This is a genomic window from Kribbella sp. CA-253562 (genome assembly GCF_050942265.1).
GTDB lineage: Bacteria > Actinomycetota > Actinomycetes > Propionibacteriales > Kribbellaceae > Kribbella.
In genome coordinates, this window is record NZ_CP192049.1 from 8390532 (window position 1) to 8409115 (window position 18584).

Below are 18584 nucleotides of genomic sequence, written 5' to 3' on the forward strand. Positions count from 1 at the left end.
GCTGGCAGCGCTCTGGCACTCGGCTGACAGCCCGTGCCAGTGCGCTGTCTCAGGCCGCGGATCAGCCCTTCAGCGGCATGATCCGGTTCGCGAGCAGCGCCTGGTAGGCCTCCGGGTTGTACCGGGCCAGGTTGCCGCGGGCCTTGCGCCGGTACTTGAGGATCTGCCGGGTGCCGATCGCCCACAGCACGTACTGGAACGCGAGCGCGAACTTGAAGTCGTCGATCGCCTGCGGAGCGCCGCCGGACGACACGTCCAGCAGGATGCCGACCATGCCGATGCAGATCAGCGTGGCGATGAAGCCGCCGGTGTTGACCATGCCGTTCGCGGCGCCGAACCGGGTCGACGGGTTGAAGGTCCGGGCGTAGTCCAGCCCGAGCATCGACCCCGGACCGCCGGCCGCCTGGACGATGATCAGCAGCAGGAGCACCGGCATCGGCGCCTGGCCCGGCCAGAGCAGGACGACGGTCCACATCAGCACCGAACCGCTGATCACCGCCAGCACGATCCAGGACCGGTAGAACGGGAAGCGGGCGGCGTACCGGCCGACCAGGGGGCCGTAGAACAGGCCCGCGAGCACCGGGACGATCAGCAGTGCGGCGGCCGTGGTCGGGGCGAGCCCTTGGCCGCGGACGAGGAACGGGTAGCCCCAGAGCAGACCGAAGGTGGATCCGGAGAAGCTGGTGGTGAAGTGGGTCCACAGACCGAGCCGGGTGCCCGGCTCGCGCCAGGCGCGGCGCAGGTTGTGCCGGACCTCGCCGAGCGACTGCTTGGTGCGGTGCAGCGGTTCGTCGTACGGGGTGTCCTTGAGCAGGAAGAGGACGGCCAGGCCGGTGACCAGGCTCAGCGCGGCCGCGCCCGCGAACGTGCCGGTCCAGCCGAAGTGGTGGAACGCCGCGGCCATCGGGACCGTCGAGACGATCGCGCCGATGCCGCCGAGCATGCCGGTGGCCTGCGACATCACCGGCTGCCGCAGCGCCGGGAACCAGGACATCACCACCCGCAGCACGCTGATGAACACCAGCGCGTCGCCGACGCCGAGCACCGCCCGGGCCGCGAGGGCCGCCGGGTAGGAGTCGACCAGGCTGAACGCCGACTGGGCCACGAACAGCAGGCCGGACGCGGTGATCAGCAGCCGCTTCGAGCCGTAGCGGTCGAGCAGCACGCCGACCGGGACCTGCATCGCGGCGTACACGGTGAGCTGGACGACGGTGAAGCTGGCCAGCGCGGACGCCGAGATGTCGAAGCGCTCGGCCGCTTGCAGACCGGCGACGCTCATCGAGCCGCGGTGCAGCACGGTGATCAGATAGGTGAAGACGGCAGCCGCCCACACCGCCCAGGCTCGCCGACCGCCCAGGGGGAAGAGGAGCTTGGTCACCGCACCCCTCGCAGATCCGCCGCGGCGACCTCGATGTGGGACACGACCAGGTCGCGGAAACGCCTGACGCTGTTGCCGCCGAGCGCCTCGATCATCTCGGCGTGGGCGGCGATCGACTTGTCCATCCGGGCCGGCTGGACCTCGATGCCCGGCACGCCCATCCGGACCTGACGGTCGCGCAGGCTGTTGTAGAGCTTGGCGAGGATCTCGTTGCCGGCGGCGCCGACGATCGCCTCGTGGAAGGCGCGGTCGGCCTCCAGGAAGCTCTTGGTGTCACCGGCCTTGCGGTGCGCGCGCATCTCGTCGACCTTCGCGGTCAGCACCTCGATCAGCTGCCGGCGGCGCGGCCAGACCTTGCTGGCGGCGTGCGTCTCGATCAGCTCGCGCGCCTCGAGTACGTCGTTGATCTCCTGCGGCAGCACCGGCAGGACCAGCGCGCCCTTCTTCGGGTACAGCTTGACCAGGCCGGACTCCTCCAGCCGGAGCAGCGCCTCGCGGACCGGCGTCCGGGACACGCCCACCGCCGTCGCCAGCTCGCCCTCGGTCAGCAACTCCCCGCCGGGGTAGACCCGGTCCAGGATCGCGGCTTTCACGTACGCGTAGACCCGCTCCGCGGCCGGGATCTTCTCCACCCCCGGCGCCGCCTCGGCCACCACGCGGGCGATCTCCGCCGTCTCGTGCCCCAGCACCGGCTGATCGCCGGGCACCCCGCCGTCCACAACACTCCTAAACTACGACTGGTATCTCTGTTGTATCTATCTTAGCACCGGCGTTCAATCAGCCGTTTGCGTCCACATTCTGTGGATAAACGTGTGGATAACCTGCGGGATTCCCCGTGACCTCAGCAAAGACCTGCCTGCCGGCGGCAAACCGCTCTAGGCTCACAGCGTTGCCGTTCCGTTTCGCTCTGTGTACCGAGGAGAGAGTGTGTCCCGAAGCTCACGTACCCGCCGGCTGAGCGCCGGCCTGGCGGTGGCGGCCCTGGCCTTCACCACCGCCGGTGCCGCGACCGCCGCCCAGGCGGCCCCGTTCGCACCCTCGAGCGGCACCACCGCCGCGGCCGAGCCTGGCATCCTGATGAACTACGTGGTGAACACCAAGGCCACCCCGGCGCACGTGGGGAGGGTGGAGAAGGCGGTCGAGGCCGCCGGTGGCACCGTCGTCGCGTCGTACGACGAGATCGGGGTGGTGATCGCGCAGTCGACCAACCCGAACTTCCGGACCGACGTCCGGGCCGGCCGTAACGGCCGTGAGGTGCAGTCGGTCGGCGCGACCCGGACCGCGCCGGTGTCCGAGGGCCCGGTCGGCGCGGCCAAGCAGGCCGCCGCCAAGGGACTGAACGCCGGTGAGTCGACCGTCGTCCCGGACCCGGACGAGACCAAGCAGTGGGACATGGTCCAGATCAAGGCGGACCAGGCCCACCAGGTCACCGACGGCTCCAAGCGCGTCCTGGTCGGCGTCACCGACAGCGGCGTCGACGACCAGCACCCGGACCTGAAGCCGAACTTCGACGCGAAGAACTCGGTCAACTGCACCGGCAACGGCGTCGCCGACACCACGCCGGGTGGCTGGCGCCAGACCACCAGCGACCACGGCACCCACGTGGCCGGCACGATCGCCGCGGCCCGCAACGGCGTCGGCATCGTCGGTGTCGCGCCGGGCGTGCGGATCGCGTCGGTGAAGGTCGTGAACGACGACGGCTACATCTACCCCGAGTACGCGATCTGCGGTTTCATCTGGGCCGCGCAGCACGACATGGACGTCACCAACCACAGCTACTTCATCGACCCGTGGATGTTCTGGTGCGACGACGACGGTGACCAGGGCGCGGTCCAGGAGTCGGTCCGCCGGGCGATGGACTACCAGACCAAGAAGGGCGTCCTGTCGGTCGCCGCGGCCGGCAACTCGAACTACGACCTGGCCAACAAGACCACCGACACCTCCAGCCCGAACGACAGCACCGCGGTGACCCGGCAGATCAACAACGACTGCCTGGACATCCCCACCGAGCTGCCCGGCGTGATCACCGTCGCCAGCACCACCCAGGCGCGGGCCAAGAGCAGCTTCTCGAACTTCGGTCTGGGCAAGATCGACGTCGCGGCCCCCGGCAGCGCCATCCTGTCGACGATTCCCGGCGGCTACGGCACGAAGAGCGGCACCTCGATGGCGTCCCCGCACGTCGCCGGCGTCGCCGCGCTGATGAAGTCCACCCACCCGTGGTGGGGTCCGCGCGACCTGGAGAAGGCCCTGCTGCGTCAGGCCGACGACACCGCCTGCCCGACCACGCCGGACGCACGCTGCACCGGCACCACGGCCAACAACGCGTTCTTCGGCGAAGGCATCGCCGACGCGCTGGACGCGGTCAACCGCATCCGGTAGCACCAGTACGCAACGGAAACGGCCCGGGTGCTCACGCACCCGGGCCGTTCGGCGTACTCGGTCAGAACATCAGCGCGCGGGCCGGGTCCTCGAGGATGCTCGCCACGTCGGCGAGGAAGATCGAGCCCTTCTCGCCGTCGATCAGGCGGTGGTCGAACGACAGCGCCAGTGTCGTGATCCAGCGCGGCACGATCTCGTCGTTGACCACCCACGGCTGCTTGCGGACCGCGCCGAAGGCGAGGATCGCCGCCTCGCCGGGGTTGATGATCGGCGTACCGGCGTCGACGCCGAAGACGCCGACGTTGGTGATCGTGAACGAGCCACCGGCCTGGTCGGCCGGCGAGGTCTTGCCCTCGCGGGCGGTGGCGACCAGGTCGTTCAGGGCCCGGCACAGGTCCGGCAGGGTGAGCGACTCGGCACCCTTGATGTTCGGCACGATCAGCCCGCGCGGGGTGGCCGCGGCGATGCCGAGGTTGACCGAACCCTTGAGCACGATCTCCTGGTTCGCCTCGTCCCAGGCCGCGTTGACGATCGGCGTCCGGCGCGCCGCCAGCGTGACCGCCTTCGCGACGATCAGCAGGGGCGAGACCCGCAGGTCGCGGAACGCCTTGTCCTGCTTGAGCCGCTCGACCAGCTCCATCGTGGCGCTGACGTCGACGGTGATCCACTCGGTGACGTGTGGTGCGGTGAACGCGCTGGCCACCATCGCCTGCGCCATCACCTTCTGCACGCCCTTGACGGGGATCCGGGTGTCGCCCTGACCAGGCTGTACGGCGTACGGCTGAGCAGGCGCGGCGGCTCCGCGAGCGCTTGCCTCCCCCGCACCGGCCAAGTGGTTCTCCACGTCAGCCCGGGTGATGATCCCGCCGGGTCCGGTCGGGGCGACCGATGCCAGGTCGATGCCCAGGTCCTTGGCCAGCTTGCGGACCGGCGGCTTCGCCAGTACGTGCACGTTGCCTGCGGCAACTGCCGCGGCCGAGGGAGTTGGAGCGGGAGCCGGGACCGGGGCGGGAGCGGCGACGACCGGAGCAGGGGCGGGTACGGCTGCGCCCGCCAGAGCGGAACTGCCCGGGGCACCGGTTCCTGCGGATGCGGACACGGCCTGCGGTGCAACCGCGCCTGCGGCGCTTGCGCTCGCCGTCGCGCCGGAGACCGGCGCTCCGCCCTTGCGCGGGCGGCGCTTGGCTTCCGTGGTGCGGGGACCGTAGCCGACCAGGACTGCCGTGCGGCCGGTGCCGCCGTTCTCGGTGTCGGGGACCAGGTCTTCCTTCGGTGTGCCCGAAGTGACCGGTGGGGTCAGGTCGCCGGGAGTGGCGTCGGCGGTCTCGACGGCGATGATCGGCGTACCGACCGGGACCGTCTCGCCCTCCGGGACCAGCAGCTCGGCGACGGTGCCGGCGAACGGGACCGGCAGCTCGACCAGGGACTTGGCGGTCTCGATCTCGACCACCGTGTCGTTCAGTTTCACCGTGTCGCCGGGCTTGACCTTCCAGCTGACGATCTCGGCCTCGACCAGACCCTCGCCCACGTCGGGGAGGCGGAACTGCTGGATGCCCATCAGTACCCCATCACCCGGTCGACGCCGTCGAGCACCCGGTCCAGGTCGGGCAGGTACTCCTCTTCCATCCGCGACGGCGGGTAGGGAGTGTCGTACCCGGCGACCCGGAGCACCGGCGCCTCCAGGTGGTAGAAGCACTCCTCGGTCACCCGCGCCGCGACCTCGGCCCCCGGGCCGAGCGAGAACGGCGCCTCGTGCACGACGACCGCGCGGCGGGTCTTCTTCACCGAGTCGAAGATCGTGCGCAGGTCCAGCGGCGAGATCGTCCGCAGGTCGACGACCTCGAGGTTGCGGCCGTCCTCGACCGCGGCCTCGGCGGCCTGCAGGCAGGTCTTCACCATCGGGCCGTAACAGAACAGCGTCGCGTCGGTGCCCTCGCGGACCACCTTCGCCTTGTGCAGCGGCAGCGCCGGCGGCACGCTCTCGTCCAGCTCGGCCTTCTCGTGGTAGCGCCGCTTGGGCTCCAGGAAGACGACCGGGTCGTCGGAGGTGATCGCCTGCTGGATCATCCAGTACGCGTCCACCGGGTCACCGCAGGCGACCACCTTGAGACCGGCGACGTGCGCGAACAGCGTCTCCGGGGACTCCGAGTGGTGCTCGACCGCGCCGATGCCCCCGCCGAACGGGATCCGGATCACGATCGGCATCCGCAGCTTGCCCATCGAGCGGTAGTGCATCTTGGCGACCTGGTTGATGATCTGGTCGTACGCCGGGAAGACGAACCCGTCGAACTGGATCTCGCAGACCGGCCGGTAGCCGCGCAGGGCCAGGCCGACCGCGGTGCCGATGATGCCGGACTCGGCCAGCGGGGTGTCGATCACCCGGTCCTCGCCGAAGTCCTTCTGCAGGCCCTCGGTGACCCGGAAGACGCCGCCGAGCTTGCCGATGTCCTCGCCCATCACGACGACCTTGGGGTCGTTCTCCATCGCGGCCCGCAGGCCGGCGTTGATGCCCTTGCCGAGACTGATCTTCGTCATCTGGCTCACTCGCCCTCTGCGTTGAAGGAAGCGGCGTACGCGGCGTACTGGTCGCGCTGCTCGGCGAGCTCGTCGGGCATGTCGACGTAGGCGTACTTGAAGAAGTCGGTCAGCTCCGGATCGGGCATCGCCAGGCAGCCCTGGCGCAGCTCGGCGGCGACCTTGTCGGCCTCGGCCTCCACCTCGTCGAAGAAGTCGTGGTCGACCCCGGCCTGACGGGCCAGGTACGCCTTGACCCGCTCGATCGGGTCCTTGAGCTTCCAGTACTCCAGGTCCTCCGACAGCCGGTACTTGGTCGGGTCGTCGGAGGTGGTGTGCGCGCCCATCCGGTAGGTGTAGGCCTCGACCAGGGTCGGGCCGCTGCCTTCCCGGGCCCGCTTCAGCGCCTGCTGGGTGACGGCGTACGTCGCGAGCACGTCGTTGCCGTCGACCCGGACGCCGGGGAAGCCGAAGCCGGCCGCGCGCTGGTACAGCGGGATCCGGGTCTGGCGGTCGATCGGCTCGGAGATCGCCCACTGGTTGTTCTGGCAGAAGAAGACCACCGGTGCGTTGAACACCGAGGCGTAGATGAAGGCCTCGTTCACGTCGCCCTGGCTGCTGGCACCGTCGCCGAAGTACGCGATCGTCGCCTCACCGGTCTCCGGGTCGCCGACCGCGTGGTCGCGCTGCTGGCCCATCGCGTAGCCCGTCGCGTGCAGCGTCTGGGCGCCGATCACGATCGTGTAGAGGTGGAAGTTGTTGTCGCGCGGGTCCCAGGCGCCCTGGTCGACACCGCGGAACAGGCCGAGCAGGTTCAGCGGGTTGACGCCCTGGCAGAACGCGACGCCGTGCTCGCGGTAGGTCGGGAAGACCATGTCCTTGGAGTTCAGCGCGCGGCCGGAGCCGATCTGGGCCGCCTCCTGGCCGAGCAAAGAGGCCCACAGACCCAGCTCGCCCTGGCGCTGCAGCGCGGTCGCCTCGGTGTCGATCCGGCGGACCAGGGTCATGTCCCGGTAGAAACCCTTGATCGCCTCGTCGTCGAGGTCGAAGGAGTAGTCCGGATGCTCGACGCGCTCACCTTCGGGCGTCAGCAGCTGGACGAACTCGACCTCCTCGGAGGCCTGTGGTGGACTCACCGGCGCCTCGACGGGCGCGAACACTTCCGGGGTAACACCCGGCACCGACTCACTCACATGCACTCCTCGGGGTTCGAGCGCGGGATCGCCGCGACCGCAACTTGCACGCTGCCGGCCTGACCGGCCGGGTGAGGCCTCGCAGACAGGACCGCGTGGATCCAGGTTGATGCACCGTCCGGCAGTGAACCTCCTCACTGGTATCACTGCCCATCTTGCCGGACACCGTACCGAGCAGATCGTTGATCCGCTAACTGTCTGGACGCCAACTCGTACGCCGGTACCGAAACGCGTGCCGCGTTGAGACACCAGTCCGACAGGTGGTCATCTCGGGGCCCGTCGGCACGCTCGGAGCGGGCTTTGTGACGCCAGTCGCCCGCTCCGAGTGTTTTGTGTCACAACTGCGTACCGATCAGGGCAGTTGCTCGAGCCGGACCAGTTTGAAATTGGTCCCCTCCCGGTCGGCCTCGCCCGGCGTGTTCTCACCGTCGTGCACGACGAGCAGTCCGTGCGGGAACCGGGCGCCGAGCGACCGGGTCGTCACGGCCGCGCCGTCACTGTGGTGTACGCCGTCGGTCGCCGGCCCGTCGACGACCTGGAAGCCGGCCCGGTAGGTGAGGCCGCGCGCGTCCAGCCGGTAGACCGCGAAGGTGGAGTCGCCCTGACTCGAGGCGTAGAGGGTCTTCGTACCGTTCTGGTAGGCGATCGTCAGACCTTCGGCGTCGGCGCTCAGGTGGGTCCCGGCGTCCGGCGCCTGCGGGCCGGTCGGGGCGCACTCCTCGGTCTCCTCGTCGTACGCGGCGGGCTGACCGAACTCGCGGACCTTCTCGAGCAGCTCGGGCCGGCCGTTCAGCGGGACGCGCCAGATGCCGACGTCCTCCTGGGCGGCGTACAGGGTTCGGGTGGTCTTGTCGAAGACCATGCCCTCGAACTGCGGGCGGTCGCCCGGCTCCTCGCAGGGCGCCCAGGTGCTGCCGTCGCGGAGCTCGAAGCTGGTCGGGAAGTCCCAGTGGGTGACCGGCTTGTAGGTCACGTTCGCCCCGTCCGCGACCAGGCGGTACAGCCCGATCCGGGCCTCGCTGCGGCGGGTGACGGCGACCAGTGGACCGCGCGCGTCCGCGAGCACCGCGACGCCGTACGCCGTGTGCTGGTCCTGCACCTCCGCGGTGTCCTTGCTGAAGACGAGCGGCGCCTTCGGGCTGGTGACGTCGGTGAGCACCTTGTTCTTCGCGTCGGCGCCGCGGCGGTCGACGCTGTAGATCCGGAGCTGGTCCCGCCCGCGGTCGGTCACCACAGCCAGATCACGCAGGCGTCCACCGAGTACTACGCCCTGCACCAGGTCCACGTTGTTGAACCGCCCGGGCTCCTGGCCTTCTTCCGGAGCCGACGGCGTGGCGATGTGCTGCAGCTGCTTGCCGGTGAGGTCGACCGCGGTCAGGCCGCCGTTCTTGAGCGTCCCGAGCACGACGGACTTGTCCGGCTTGGCCGGGCTGACCCAGATCGCGGGGTCGTCGGCATCGGCGTCACCGCCGGCCTCGTCGTCCCAGTTGGGCGCGGTCTCGGCGACGGCGGTCACCTCGGTCAGTCCTCTGTTCTGTACGGCGGCCGCGGGCACGGTCACTGCCGCGGCAGCCACCACTCCGGCCATCAGGACCCTGGTGTAGCGCATCTGGTTTCTCCTCACGCTCGGCCGGGCCTGCGGGCACGGCACCGGCGGTCACGATCGCGGCAGCCGGTGACGGCCGGTTGTCCGTGGTGTGAACCCGGCAGGAAACCGTCGGAGGGTGGCAGTAATCCACTTGCCGCCGGGGACCAGCGACGATTAGCGTCAGGAACGTCTTGCAGTTTTACCCATGACGCCCCGAGGAGTTCCATGGCCGCCTCCGCACCCGTCGTCCCGGCGCTGCCCGGCGCCCGGTCCGCGTCGCCCGCGATGATCTGGTCAGCACTGGCCGTGGTCTACGTGGTCTGGGGCTCGACGTACCTGGCGATCCGGATCGTGGTCGAGGCGCAGATCCCGCCGATGCTCGGGATGGCCGCCCGCTTCCTCGCCGCCGCACTGCTCCTGGGGACCTTCCTCGCACTGCGCTCCGGCGTACGCCGGCTCAAGGTGACGCGGCGGGAGTTGCTCGGCGCGGGAGTCGTGGGGCTGCTCTTGCTGGCCTTCGGCAACGGCGCGGTCGCGATCGCCGAGCAGACGGTTCCGTCCGGCCTGGCCGCGCTGCTGGTGGCCGCCGTACCGCTGTGGCTGATGCTGCTCCGCGTCGGCGGCGGTGAACGTCCGCGCGTTCTGACCTGGATCGGCGTCCTGATCGGCTTCGCCGGCGCGGCCCTGCTCTCGATCTCCGGCGGTGACACCACCGCGAAGCCGCTCTCGGTCGCGATCCTGGTGCTCGGCACGATCAGCTGGGCGGTCGGCTCCCGCTTCTCCCCGCGCCTCGGGCTGCCGAAGGACCCGCTGGTCGCGACGACGTACGAGATGGCGATCGGCGGTACGGCGATGATCGCGATCGGCGCGCTGCGCGGCGAGCCCGGACGACTGCGGCTCGACGCGGTCGACACGGAGGGGTGGCTCGCCCTCGGTTACCTGGTCGTCTTCGGCTCGCTGCTCGCGTACACGGCGTACTCCTACTTACTGGCGAACGCGCCGATCTCGCTGATCGGCACCTACGCGTACGTGAACCCGGCCGTCGCGGTGCTGCTCGGCTGGCTGATCCTCGGCGAGCACGTGACGACCACGATCCTGCTCGGCGGGGCGGTCGTCGTACTCGGGGTGGCGCTGGTGGTGACCGCCGAGCGGCGGCCCACGGTGGCGGCCACGTCCGGAACCGCGCCCGCGAAGGGCGTCTCCGCGGAGTAGACCGCTCGTGCGCGGGGACTCGCGCGCGGGGGAAATAGGAAAGACCCGGGCTCCCATGGGGTGCCCGGGTCTCCCACCGCTGCCGATGCGCGCGGCAGCGGGTCCAGAGTTGCCGGTCGCGCTGTGCCCCGAAAAAACACGGCGCGATACTCCGGCAATAGTGCGACGACATACCGATTCATCATGGTATTGCCGATTCGACGGCCACCGAGCCCACCGAAAATCGTCCATGAATCATCGGGCGATCCGTCTCCCGCGATGACACAACGAGGAAATCCGGCATCGGTTACGGGATGACCCGGAACTCGCGGGAACGAGTTTCCGACGGCGGCCCGGGAAAGCCGCTGCGCGCTCAGTTACCGGCAAGTTGCCTGCTCAGAGGCTGATTGCTGCGGCGTCAGCGATCTACTGGTCTGCCGCCTGCCGCGATCCGGCTGACATACATCCGAAACAAAACTCGGCAAAAAAGTTTGTAACCGGGGTGACCAGGCGTCGTTACCCACTAAGACGAATCCGTCAAACCCGAAAGGAAACCTCGCATAATGCAGGTAACACGCAAGATCGCCGCTGCTGCGGCCGTGGCGACCGTCGCCACGCTGGGCCTGGCCACCGTCGTCAGCGCGAACATGATCGACGACACCAAGGCCAACAGCGGCCTTGCTGACACCGTCTCCGCGGCCTCCAAGGGCTACGGCGCCAAGGGTGGCCACAAGTGGTACGCCGTTGACCGCGACGGCGGCCTGATCGCGATCGACAACAACAACGTCGGCCCGTTCCAGGCGTGCGACAACTTCATCCCGGTCAACGCCGTGGGCGTTCAGGTCCCGGTCAAGGACATCGTCGGCATCGTCGGCCTGGGCAACGACGGCAACAGCGCCACCGCCGTCAAGACCTGCGAGCAGGAGGTCGGCCAGAACCACAAGTGGTACCGCGCCGGCGACGACGGCCTGATCTCGGTCTCCGACAACAACGTCGGCCCGTTCCAGGTCTGCCACAACGATGTTCCGGTCAACGCCGTCGGCGTCCAGGTCCCGGTTTCGGACCTCGCTGGTGTGCTGGGTCTCGGCAACGACGCGAACGCCGTCGAGCAGCTGAAGACCTGCGAGCAGGAGGCCGGCCAGAACCACTGATCCTCCCTGGTCAGTGATGCAGGACCCGAACCCGTCGCCTCGGTGGGGCGACTGACTCGGTAGCACCATCCGAACGGCACTGGGAAGCAAGCCTCACTTCTTCCCAGTGCCGTTCTTCTGTGTCCAGGAGTTCTCGGTCAGAGGTCGCGCAGGTCGACGACCGAGCCGCTGGGCAGCGGGCGGTCGAGCAGGGACCAGATCCCCCGCGCAGCTTGCTCCGGCGTGCTCAGGCCGCCGGTCCGGCTCAGGTCCCGGAAGCGCTCCACCGACGGGAACGCCTGCTCGTCGACCTTCCGGATCTCTGCTTGCATCGCGGTGTCCACCATACCAGGAGCAACCGCGACCACCCGGCAGCCGTTCGGCTCCAGGCCGACCGTGCGGACCCAGTGGTCCACGGCCGCCTTGCCCGCGTTGTACGCCGACCAGCCGGCGTACGGCTTCTTCGCGGCCCCCGAGGTCAGCATCACCAGGTGCTTCTCGCACGCCAGCCCGGCCGTCGCCGCGAGAAACGCCCGCCCGAGAACCTGCGGCGCCGCGGAGTTCAGCAGCACCGCCCGCTCGTACGCCGCCGCGTCGACCTCACCGGCCGGCCCGATCGGCACCACGGTCCCCGCGTTGTGCACGAACACGACCCGCTCACCGTCGAACCCGGCCAGCTCGTCCACGAAGTGCCGCTCGACCCGCTGCCACTGCGAAGGGTCGGCGAGGTCCACGGCGAAGTGCTCACCGGCCGGCCCACCACCACGCCGGGACAGGTCGATCACCCGGGCGTCGTTCCACGGCACGGCGGCGGCGAGCGCGGCACCGATGCCTGTCGAGGCTCCTGAAATCCACACCTGCGTCTGTCCGACCACGCCGACACCTAACCACGATGTCGGCCGAGCATCACCGGCGCCAGGCGCAGGCCACCTTCAGGAACAGGTCGTTGGCTTCGCGTTCGCCGATGGTGACCCGGGCGCCTTCGCCGGGGAACGGGCGGACCGAGACGCCTTCGGCCTGGACGGCCTCGGCGAAGGCGACGGTCTGTTCACCGAGCGGCATCCAGACGAAGTTGGCGTGGGTCTCGGGCACGGTCCAACCGGACGCGCGCAGTTCTCCGACAACGCGGGTCCGCTCGGCGACGAGGGCCTCGACCCGTTCCAGGAGCTCCTGCTCGGCGCGCAGCGAGGCGATCGCGGCCGCCTGGGCGACCTGGCTGACGCCGAAGGGCAGCGCGCACTTGCGGATCGCGGCGATCGCCGGCGGGTGACCGATCGCGTAACCGACCCGGAAGCCGGCCAGGCCGTACGCCTTGGAGAAGGTCCGCAGCACGACGACGTTCGGGCGCTCGCGGTAGAGCTCGGCGCCGTCGACGGTCTCCGGCTCGCGGACGAACTCGCGGTACGCCTCGTCGAGCACCACCAGCACGTTCGGCGGTACGACGTCCAGGAACGCGAGCAGCTCGTCGCGGCGTACGACCGGGCCGGTCGGGTTGTTCGGCGTACAGACGAGCACGGCCTTGGTCCGCTCGGTGATCGCGGCTTCCATGGCCTTGAAGTCGTGCCGCGCGTCCTCGGTCAGCGGCACCTGGACCGACGTCGCGCCGGTCAGCTGCACCGCGATCGGGTACGCCTCGAACGACCGCCAGGCGTAGACCACCTCGTCGCCGTGCGTGCAGGCCGCCTGCAGCAGGTGGTAGAGCACCGCGACCGAACCCGTCCCGACGGCCAGATCGCTGATCGGTACGCCGAACCGCTCGGACAGCGCCTCGAGCAGGTCGACCGCGCCGTGGTCGGGGTACCGGTTCATGTCCGCGGCAGCGGCCGTCGCCGCGGCCAGCACGCCCGGCAGCGGCGGGTACGGGTTCTCGTTGCTGGACAGCTTGTACGTCGGGCGGCCGTCGGTGCGCTCCGGCGGACGGCCCGGCTTGTAAGCCGCGACGTCGTCCAGGCAGGAGCGGAAGCGGACCTCATCCTGTGCGGTCACGGGGCCTCCCGGCCTGGACTGAGGAGTGGAGGGAGCGAAGCGACTGGAGCGACGAGGGAAGGCCGGGAGCCAGGGCCCCGTGACCCGCCGAGCCGGAGGCGAGGCATCAGTACCGTCATGTCGGCAGGCTAAGGGTTCCACCACCGGGGTTGAAGAGCTTGCGCGGCGACTGTACAAACTGTCCAGCAACCAAGCCTCAGTCCGGCAGAATGACCTCTCCGCCCGGCACGGTGATCCCGGAAAGGTCGAAATCGAGCGGGTTGGTCAGGCATCGCGCCGAGCCGCCGCCCTTGTGGAACTCCGACAGGTCCAGGACGACGACGCGCAGGCCGAGACCGGTGAGGAGGTCCCGCAGCCGCGGCGAGCAGTCCGGCATCAGGATCGTCTCGCCGACCACGACGGAGTTGCCGCTGAACGCGAACGCCTCCTCGTCGGTGAGCACGATCGGGTCCGGCACGATGTGCTCGAGCGCGGCCCGGCTCGCCGCGTCGAAGGCCGGCGGATAGACCATCGCGTGGGTGCTGTCGACCGGGCAGAACGGCAGGTCCAGGTGGTACATGCCCTCGTGCGCGATCCGCAGCCCGCGCACTCGGATGTCCCACTCGGTCGCCAGGTGCTTGAGCGCCAGCGCCTCGGACCGGTGCCCGTAGCCGACCACCAGGCTGTCGCCGAACACGAACGCGTCCCCGGACTCGAAGTGCGGCCCGACCCCGTCGGAACCGGTCCGCGCCAGCTTGAAGCCGTGCCCGGTGAACCACTCCGCCGCCGAGAGCGACTCCTTGCGGCGCGGCTCGAACCGCATGTGCGACAGCATCGCCCGGCCGTCGGCGGTGGCCAGACCGAGGTTCATCGCGTAGATCATGTCGGGCGAGTCCGGCCGCTGCTCGAGCACCTCGACGGCGCCGCCGGCGTCGACGATCGCCTGCCGCAGCGACTCCCACTGCTTGCTCGCCAGCTCGGGGTCGGGCTGGTCCTGGGTCGACATGTACGGGTTGATCACGTAGTCGATCCGGTAGTGGTCCGGGCGGACCATCAGGTTGCGGCGACCCCACCCCAGCGGCTGACCCATGCAAGCACCTCTTCGCGCTCTGATCCGTGCATCGACGGATCCTCTGATTGTCCGACAATCAGTCAGTGTGCAGATCCGCGCGGGCGCCGTCAACACGGCGCCCGTGGACAGGGCGTACGTCGGCTAACGCCTCAGCGGGACCGCTCCAGATCAGGCCGCCGGAACGGGAAGAACTCCCGAACGTCCTGCGCGCAGCGGCACGCGACCGCTACCTTGGCCGCCCACTCCAGCGCCGCCTCGAAGGTGGGCACGTCGACGACCATCAGGCCGCCGATGAGCTCCTTGGTCTCCGGGTACGGTCCGTCGGTGACGACGCCACCGTCGGTCGCCACCACGGCGTGCCGCTGGGAGTAGTCCAGTCCACCGGTGAAGACGAAAACCCCGGCGTCCTTGGCCTCCTGGACCACCGCGTGGGCGTCGTCAGCCACCTGGGGCAGCTCCTCATCGGTGACGTCCATCGCGCCGTCTTCGAACGAGATCAGGTACTGAGTCATCTCTTCACTCCTTGTCCCGGCGCCCCGCGTCCGGCCGCCTCTGGGACTGCTACGAACGCCGCGCACCGGATCCGACAACCGGTGCCGGGAATTCTCGCGGAGAGGCTTCGCCTCGCCTCGAGCGACTACCTGTAGACGACTTCCAGCTTCTCCACGTCGAGGCGCAGACCCCGGATCCACTCCAGGAACTTGGCCTTGCCCTCGGAGTCGGAGATCGTCACGTAGAAGGCGAGCTGCTCGGGGTCGTCGGGGTGTTTTTTCGAGTTGCCGTAGGAGACGTCGAAGCCCGGACCGACGTACGGCAACTCCTTCAGCAGCGGATACTTGGCCTGCAGCCGCTCGGTCAGCTCCTGGTAGCGGCGGCCCGCCTCGGCTTCGGCCTCGAGCGCCTGGTCGGGGTGCTCTTTCTCCCAGGCCCGGCCCTCGGCGCTGTTCGCGAACAGGTACATCCGCACCGAGGTGTCGCCGCGGACCTCGAGCGTCTGGGTGTGCGACTTGAAGCCGCTCCGCTCGCCGACCAGGGTGTGCTTGCCTTCCTTGATCTTCACGTCGCCGTTCGCGGGGATCGGCGTGCCGTCCAGCGTGAGGGTGAGATCGTTCGGCACCGAGCGGACCTCGACGGTGTGCTCCGGCGCGCCACGAAACAGCAGGAATCCGCCGACCAGCACGAGCACGATCAGCACGACCGCGCCACCCACCACGAGGCTCCGGGGGTTGTCTTCCATCGGCGGTTCGACTCCTTACTTCTTGATCCGGGCGACGGTGTACGGGCCGTTGTCGTCCTGGAGAGCAGTCCCCGACGGCTGCGGAACCCGGCCCAAGCCGGACCCGGTCTCGAGCGAGGCGGACACAGAGGTCCAGGTATTGCCCTGCGGATCCTTGAACGGACCGGTGTAGATCAGCGTGTGGCCGTCGTTGACGAGGATATCGCCGGGTTTCAGCTGGCTGATGTCGGTGAAGTTGTCGAACGTCTCGTACTTCGGCGACCCCTTCACGTAGATCTCCTGGTCGCCGGTCCCTCGCCGGTGGTAGTCCTTGTCCACCCCGCTCATCACCATCACGGTCGCCACGAAGACGCCGCAGTCGGTGTACGGGTAGAAGCTGGTCGCACCGTTGTACTTCGGCATCGCCTCCTGGTACGACGGCCTGGCGTCCTCCTTGTTCGGACCACGGGACTCGTCGCGGTCGGGCCAGGACAGCGACATCGCGGTCTGCACGATGTCGCCGTTGCCGGCGCCGCATCCGCCGGCGGCCCCGTCGGTCCCGCCGCCGGCACCAGGCGCGCCGCTGAAGTGGTCGAACACCTGCTGGGCGGCGGTTTTGCGCTGCGCGTACCGCGGGTGGCTCAGGTCCTCGGAGCCGGCGAAACGCTCGAAGTACCGGCCGAAGGCCACCGCCGCGTCGGCGACCGTCCTGGTCGCCTTGAGCTGCCGGCCGGCTTCGCCCTCGGCCAGCGGCGGGGCTCCGTCGAGCTGCTTCTTCAGGAACTCCAGCTGCCACTCCAGCGACTCGACCTTGGCCTCGTCGCCGTTGGTGGCGGTCAGCGACGGCCGGATCATCTTGCCGGCCGGGGTCCATTGCACGATGCCCCAGCCGAGCGGGTTGTCGACCGCGGCCGTGGCGTGGGTGACCTGGCCGGACGGCGTGTTCTGCAGCCGGGCCGGCTCGACGCCGGACTCGTGGATCATGTTGCCGACGATGCCAGCGGCCTGCTCCTTGCTGTACCCGTTCGCGGTGAAGAAGTTGAAGGCCTTCTGCTGGTTGTTGGAGCCGACCAGCGGGCCGCCGCAGCCGCAGCTTCCGGACGACTCGGTGCTGTCGTCGCCGAGCTCGTCGGTCGGGTCCTTCGGCTCGAGATCGCCGCGGCCGTTCTCGCCGCCGCGGATCCGCAGCTCGAAGTGCAGGTGCTCGCCGTCCTCGCCCGGCTCGTCCTCGTCGCCCTCGCCGGACTTGCCGATCTCCTGGCCACGGGTGACGGTGTCGCCGACCCGCACGCTCTTGGACTCGAAGAACTGGTACCAGGTCTGGACCGCATCGTCGGAGTGCTTGATCTTGATCCAGTCGCCGGCAGTGTCGATCACAGTGCCGTCCTCGGCGGCCATCACCTTGCTGCCCTTGTCGACGTCGAAGTCGAGACCGGTGTGCTTGGGGTCGCCGTCGTCCCAGCCCTGGGACACCTCGTGCTGCTCGGTCGGCCAGCCGAACGCCTTGCCGCTGGTGGTCGCCGGAGCACATTCGGCCGCCTGGCCGAGCGATCCCATCGACGTCAGCAGCATCGCCAGGACGATCAGCAACGGCAGGACAAGGACGAGCCCGACAGCACTCAGCGCCGGTAACGCCTTCCCCTCCATCGCGTCCTCCTGGGTCGATCAGCGGCTCTCCGGGCGGAGAGTGGGCGGCCGTGGTCGGCTGGTAACAGACTGCCCGAAAAGTGGTTCACCAGGTCGGGAGTTGTCCACAGGTCGGGTCCGCCGCCGCGCCGTACGCGACAACGGCCGCGGACTGGACGAGAATCCTCCCCATGTACGAACGGCTGCGGGTGGATCGCTCGACCACGGTGGACCGGGTCGTGGACGCGCTGCGCGCCGCCCTGTTCGCCGGCGACCTCGAACCCGGTACGCCGCTGCGCGAGCAGCCGCTGGCCGAGGCGCTCGGCGTCGCCCGCAGTACGGTCCGCGAGGCGATGACGATGCTGGTCACCGAGGGCCTGGCGGTGCGCGAGCCGAACAAGGGCGTCAGCGTCGCGATCCTGCACCCGGCCGCCGTCGCCGACATCTGCCGCGCCCGGTTCGTGCTGGAGTCGGCCGGGATCAAGGCCTGGTACGACGCCGACGAGTCGGCCCGCGAGCAGGTCCGGTCCGCGATGCGGGAGTTCGCCGCGACCGCCAAGGACGGCGCCGACCCCGAGGCGATGACCGAGACCCACCTGGCCATCCACCGCAGTCTGGTCGCGCTCACCGGCAGCGAGCGCCTGATCGCCACCGCCGACTCGATCACCGGCGAGGCCCGGCTCGCGCTGGCCCGCGTCGACGCCCTGCGTCAGGACGCCAAACAGCAGGTCGCTTCACACCGCAAACTCATCCGCCTGCTGGAGAAGGGCGAGCTCGACGAGTGCGTCGAGGAGCTGCGCCGCCATCTGGCCGGCGCCGAGGAGTCCCTGCTCGAAGCCATCGCCATGCCGCACTCCTGATCCCCGGCGCGTCGCCCCTGGGATTCCCCCGGTTCCGGAGCGGGAGGAGGGTGCCGCGCACCCAGGGGTGGCAGGATCAACGGTATGAAGAACCTGATCATCAAGTTGCTGGCCAACGCGGTCGCGCTGGCGGTGGCGAGCTGGGTCGTCGGGGGGATCACCTTGCAGGGGGCGACCACCGGTCGCCGCGTGCTCACGCTGCTGATCGTCGCGGCGATCTTCGGCCTCGTGAACGCGGTGGTGAAGCCGGTCGCCAAGCTGCTCTCGCTGCCGTTCATCATCCTGACGCTGGGACTGCTGATCTTCGTGATCAACGCCCTGATGCTGCTGCTGACCTCCTGGATCACCGGCAAGCTGGACGTGCAGTTCCACGTCGACGGGTTCGTCGCCGCGCTGCTCGGCTCCCTGGTGATCACGCTGGTCGGCGTCCTGCTGAACGTCGTACTGCCGGACAAGGCGGAGATCCGCTGAG

17 protein-coding genes are annotated in these 18584 nt (G+C 69.4%); 5 read left to right on the plus strand and 12 right to left on the minus strand.

The window, feature by feature from the left end; genetic code table 11:
• Window positions 1-61 precede the first annotated feature (61 nt).
• Window positions 62-1378, minus strand: a complete 1317-nt coding sequence (locus ACQPXM_RS39970) for an MFS transporter (protein WP_432943188.1) — start codon at window positions 1376-1378, stop codon at window positions 62-64.
• Window positions 1375-2097, minus strand: coding sequence for a GntR family transcriptional regulator (locus tag ACQPXM_RS39975; protein WP_432943189.1), 723 nt, complete (start codon window positions 2095-2097; stop codon window positions 1375-1377). The genes ACQPXM_RS39970 and ACQPXM_RS39975 overlap by 4 nt, the downstream gene beginning before the upstream one ends.
• Window positions 2098-2305: 208 nt before the next feature.
• Between ACQPXM_RS39975 and ACQPXM_RS39980 the strand changes: the two genes are divergently transcribed.
• Window positions 2306-3757 (plus strand): S8 family peptidase, encoded by a 1452-nt coding sequence (locus ACQPXM_RS39980; RefSeq protein ID WP_432943190.1) that lies wholly within the window; start codon window positions 2306-2308, stop codon window positions 3755-3757.
• Window positions 3758-3818: 61 nt separating this feature from the next.
• Here ACQPXM_RS39980 and ACQPXM_RS39985 read toward each other — a convergent pair whose 3' ends face one another.
• From ACQPXM_RS39985 to ACQPXM_RS40000, 4 genes are all read right to left on the minus strand, one after another.
• Entirely contained in the window at window positions 3819-5315 is a 1497-nt protein-coding gene (locus tag ACQPXM_RS39985) for a dihydrolipoamide acetyltransferase family protein (protein WP_432943191.1), read from the minus strand.
• Window positions 5315-6292, minus strand: coding sequence for an alpha-ketoacid dehydrogenase subunit beta (locus ACQPXM_RS39990; RefSeq protein WP_432943192.1), 978 nt, complete (start codon window positions 6290-6292; stop codon window positions 5315-5317). The genes ACQPXM_RS39985 and ACQPXM_RS39990 overlap by 1 nt, the downstream gene beginning before the upstream one ends.
• Before the next feature lie 5 nt (window positions 6293-6297).
• Entirely contained in the window at window positions 6298-7464 is a 1167-nt protein-coding gene (gene pdhA / locus ACQPXM_RS39995; protein WP_432943193.1) for a pyruvate dehydrogenase (acetyl-transferring) E1 component subunit alpha, read from the minus strand.
• A gap of 352 nt (window positions 7465-7816) precedes the next feature.
• Window positions 7817-9073 (minus strand): phytase, encoded by a 1257-nt coding sequence (locus tag ACQPXM_RS40000; RefSeq protein WP_432943194.1) that lies wholly within the window; start codon window positions 9071-9073, stop codon window positions 7817-7819.
• 204 nt (window positions 9074-9277) lie between these two features.
• Here ACQPXM_RS40000 and ACQPXM_RS40005 point away from each other — a divergent pair, with 204 nt between their 5' ends.
• Complete coding sequence (locus ACQPXM_RS40005; protein WP_432943195.1) at window positions 9278-10264, plus strand: EamA family transporter; 987 nt, start codon at window positions 9278-9280, stop codon at window positions 10262-10264.
• A 542-nt stretch (window positions 10265-10806) separates the two neighbouring features.
• Window positions 10807-11394 carry a hypothetical protein gene (locus ACQPXM_RS40010; protein WP_432943196.1) on the plus strand — a complete coding sequence of 196 codons (588 nt, stop codon included), beginning with the start codon at window positions 10807-10809 and terminating at the stop codon, window positions 11392-11394.
• 137 nt (window positions 11395-11531) lie between these two features.
• Here the strand turns inward: ACQPXM_RS40010 and ACQPXM_RS40015 are convergent, their stop codons facing one another.
• From ACQPXM_RS40015 to ACQPXM_RS40040, 6 genes are all read right to left on the minus strand, one after another.
• On the minus strand, window positions 11532-12248 hold the full coding sequence (locus tag ACQPXM_RS40015) for an SDR family NAD(P)-dependent oxidoreductase (protein ID WP_432943197.1): 717 nt from the start codon (window positions 12246-12248) through the stop codon (window positions 11532-11534).
• Between the two features lie 31 nt (window positions 12249-12279).
• Window positions 12280-13359 (minus strand): histidinol-phosphate transaminase, encoded by a 1080-nt coding sequence (gene hisC / locus ACQPXM_RS40020; RefSeq protein WP_432943198.1) that lies wholly within the window; start codon window positions 13357-13359, stop codon window positions 12280-12282.
• A gap of 196 nt (window positions 13360-13555) precedes the next feature.
• Window positions 13556-14428 carry a dimethylarginine dimethylaminohydrolase family protein gene (locus ACQPXM_RS40025; protein ID WP_432943199.1) on the minus strand — a complete coding sequence of 291 codons (873 nt, stop codon included), beginning with the start codon at window positions 14426-14428 and terminating at the stop codon, window positions 13556-13558.
• Window positions 14429-14559: 131 nt separating this feature from the next.
• A complete protein-coding gene (locus ACQPXM_RS40030) occupies window positions 14560-14922 on the minus strand; it encodes a YciI family protein (protein WP_432943200.1) in 363 nt (120 codons plus the stop codon).
• A gap of 125 nt (window positions 14923-15047) precedes the next feature.
• Window positions 15048-15647 carry a PEGA domain-containing protein gene (locus ACQPXM_RS40035; RefSeq protein ID WP_432943201.1) on the minus strand — a complete coding sequence of 200 codons (600 nt, stop codon included), beginning with the start codon at window positions 15645-15647 and terminating at the stop codon, window positions 15048-15050.
• A 15-nt stretch (window positions 15648-15662) separates the two neighbouring features.
• On the minus strand, window positions 15663-17273 hold the full coding sequence (locus ACQPXM_RS40040) for a phage tail tip lysozyme (RefSeq protein ID WP_432943202.1): 1611 nt from the start codon (window positions 17271-17273) through the stop codon (window positions 15663-15665).
• 170 nt (window positions 17274-17443) lie between these two features.
• Here ACQPXM_RS40040 and ACQPXM_RS40045 point away from each other — a divergent pair, with 170 nt between their 5' ends.
• Window positions 17444-18112 carry a GntR family transcriptional regulator gene (locus tag ACQPXM_RS40045; RefSeq protein WP_432943203.1) on the plus strand — a complete coding sequence of 223 codons (669 nt, stop codon included), beginning with the start codon at window positions 17444-17446 and terminating at the stop codon, window positions 18110-18112.
• Between the two features lie 84 nt (window positions 18113-18196).
• Window positions 18197-18583 (plus strand): phage holin family protein, encoded by a 387-nt coding sequence (locus ACQPXM_RS40050; RefSeq protein WP_432943204.1) that lies wholly within the window; start codon window positions 18197-18199, stop codon window positions 18581-18583.
• The last annotated feature ends 1 nt before the right edge of the window (window position 18584 follow it).

Bases quoted from the DNA above. Each gene is read 5' to 3' on its own strand.
- ACQPXM_RS39985 (WP_432943191.1), bottom strand. From the start codon at position 5,315: ATGGGCATCCAGCAGTTCCGCCTCCCCGACGTGGGCGAGGGTCTGGTC.
- ACQPXM_RS39990 (WP_432943192.1), bottom strand. From the start codon at position 6,292: ATGACGAAGATCAGTCTCGGCAAGGGCATCAACGCCGGCCTGCGGGCC.
- ACQPXM_RS40000 (WP_432943194.1), bottom strand. From the start codon at position 9,073: ATGCGCTACACCAGGGTCCTGATGGCCGGAGTGGTGGCTGCCGCGGCA.
- ACQPXM_RS40005 (WP_432943195.1), top strand. From the start codon at position 9,278: ATGGCCGCCTCCGCACCCGTCGTCCCGGCGCTGCCCGGCGCCCGGTCC.
- ACQPXM_RS40010 (WP_432943196.1), top strand. From the start codon at position 10,807: ATGCAGGTAACACGCAAGATCGCCGCTGCTGCGGCCGTGGCGACCGTC.
- ACQPXM_RS40025 (WP_432943199.1), bottom strand. From the start codon at position 14,428: ATGGGTCAGCCGCTGGGGTGGGGTCGCCGCAACCTGATGGTCCGCCCG.
- ACQPXM_RS40030 (WP_432943200.1), bottom strand. From the start codon at position 14,922: ATGACTCAGTACCTGATCTCGTTCGAAGACGGCGCGATGGACGTCACC.
- ACQPXM_RS40035 (WP_432943201.1), bottom strand. From the start codon at position 15,647: ATGGAAGACAACCCCCGGAGCCTCGTGGTGGGTGGCGCGGTCGTGCTG.
- ACQPXM_RS40040 (WP_432943202.1), bottom strand. From the start codon at position 17,273: ATGGAGGGGAAGGCGTTACCGGCGCTGAGTGCTGTCGGGCTCGTCCTT.
- ACQPXM_RS40045 (WP_432943203.1), top strand. From the start codon at position 17,444: ATGTACGAACGGCTGCGGGTGGATCGCTCGACCACGGTGGACCGGGTC.
- ACQPXM_RS40050 (WP_432943204.1), top strand. From the start codon at position 18,197: ATGAAGAACCTGATCATCAAGTTGCTGGCCAACGCGGTCGCGCTGGCG.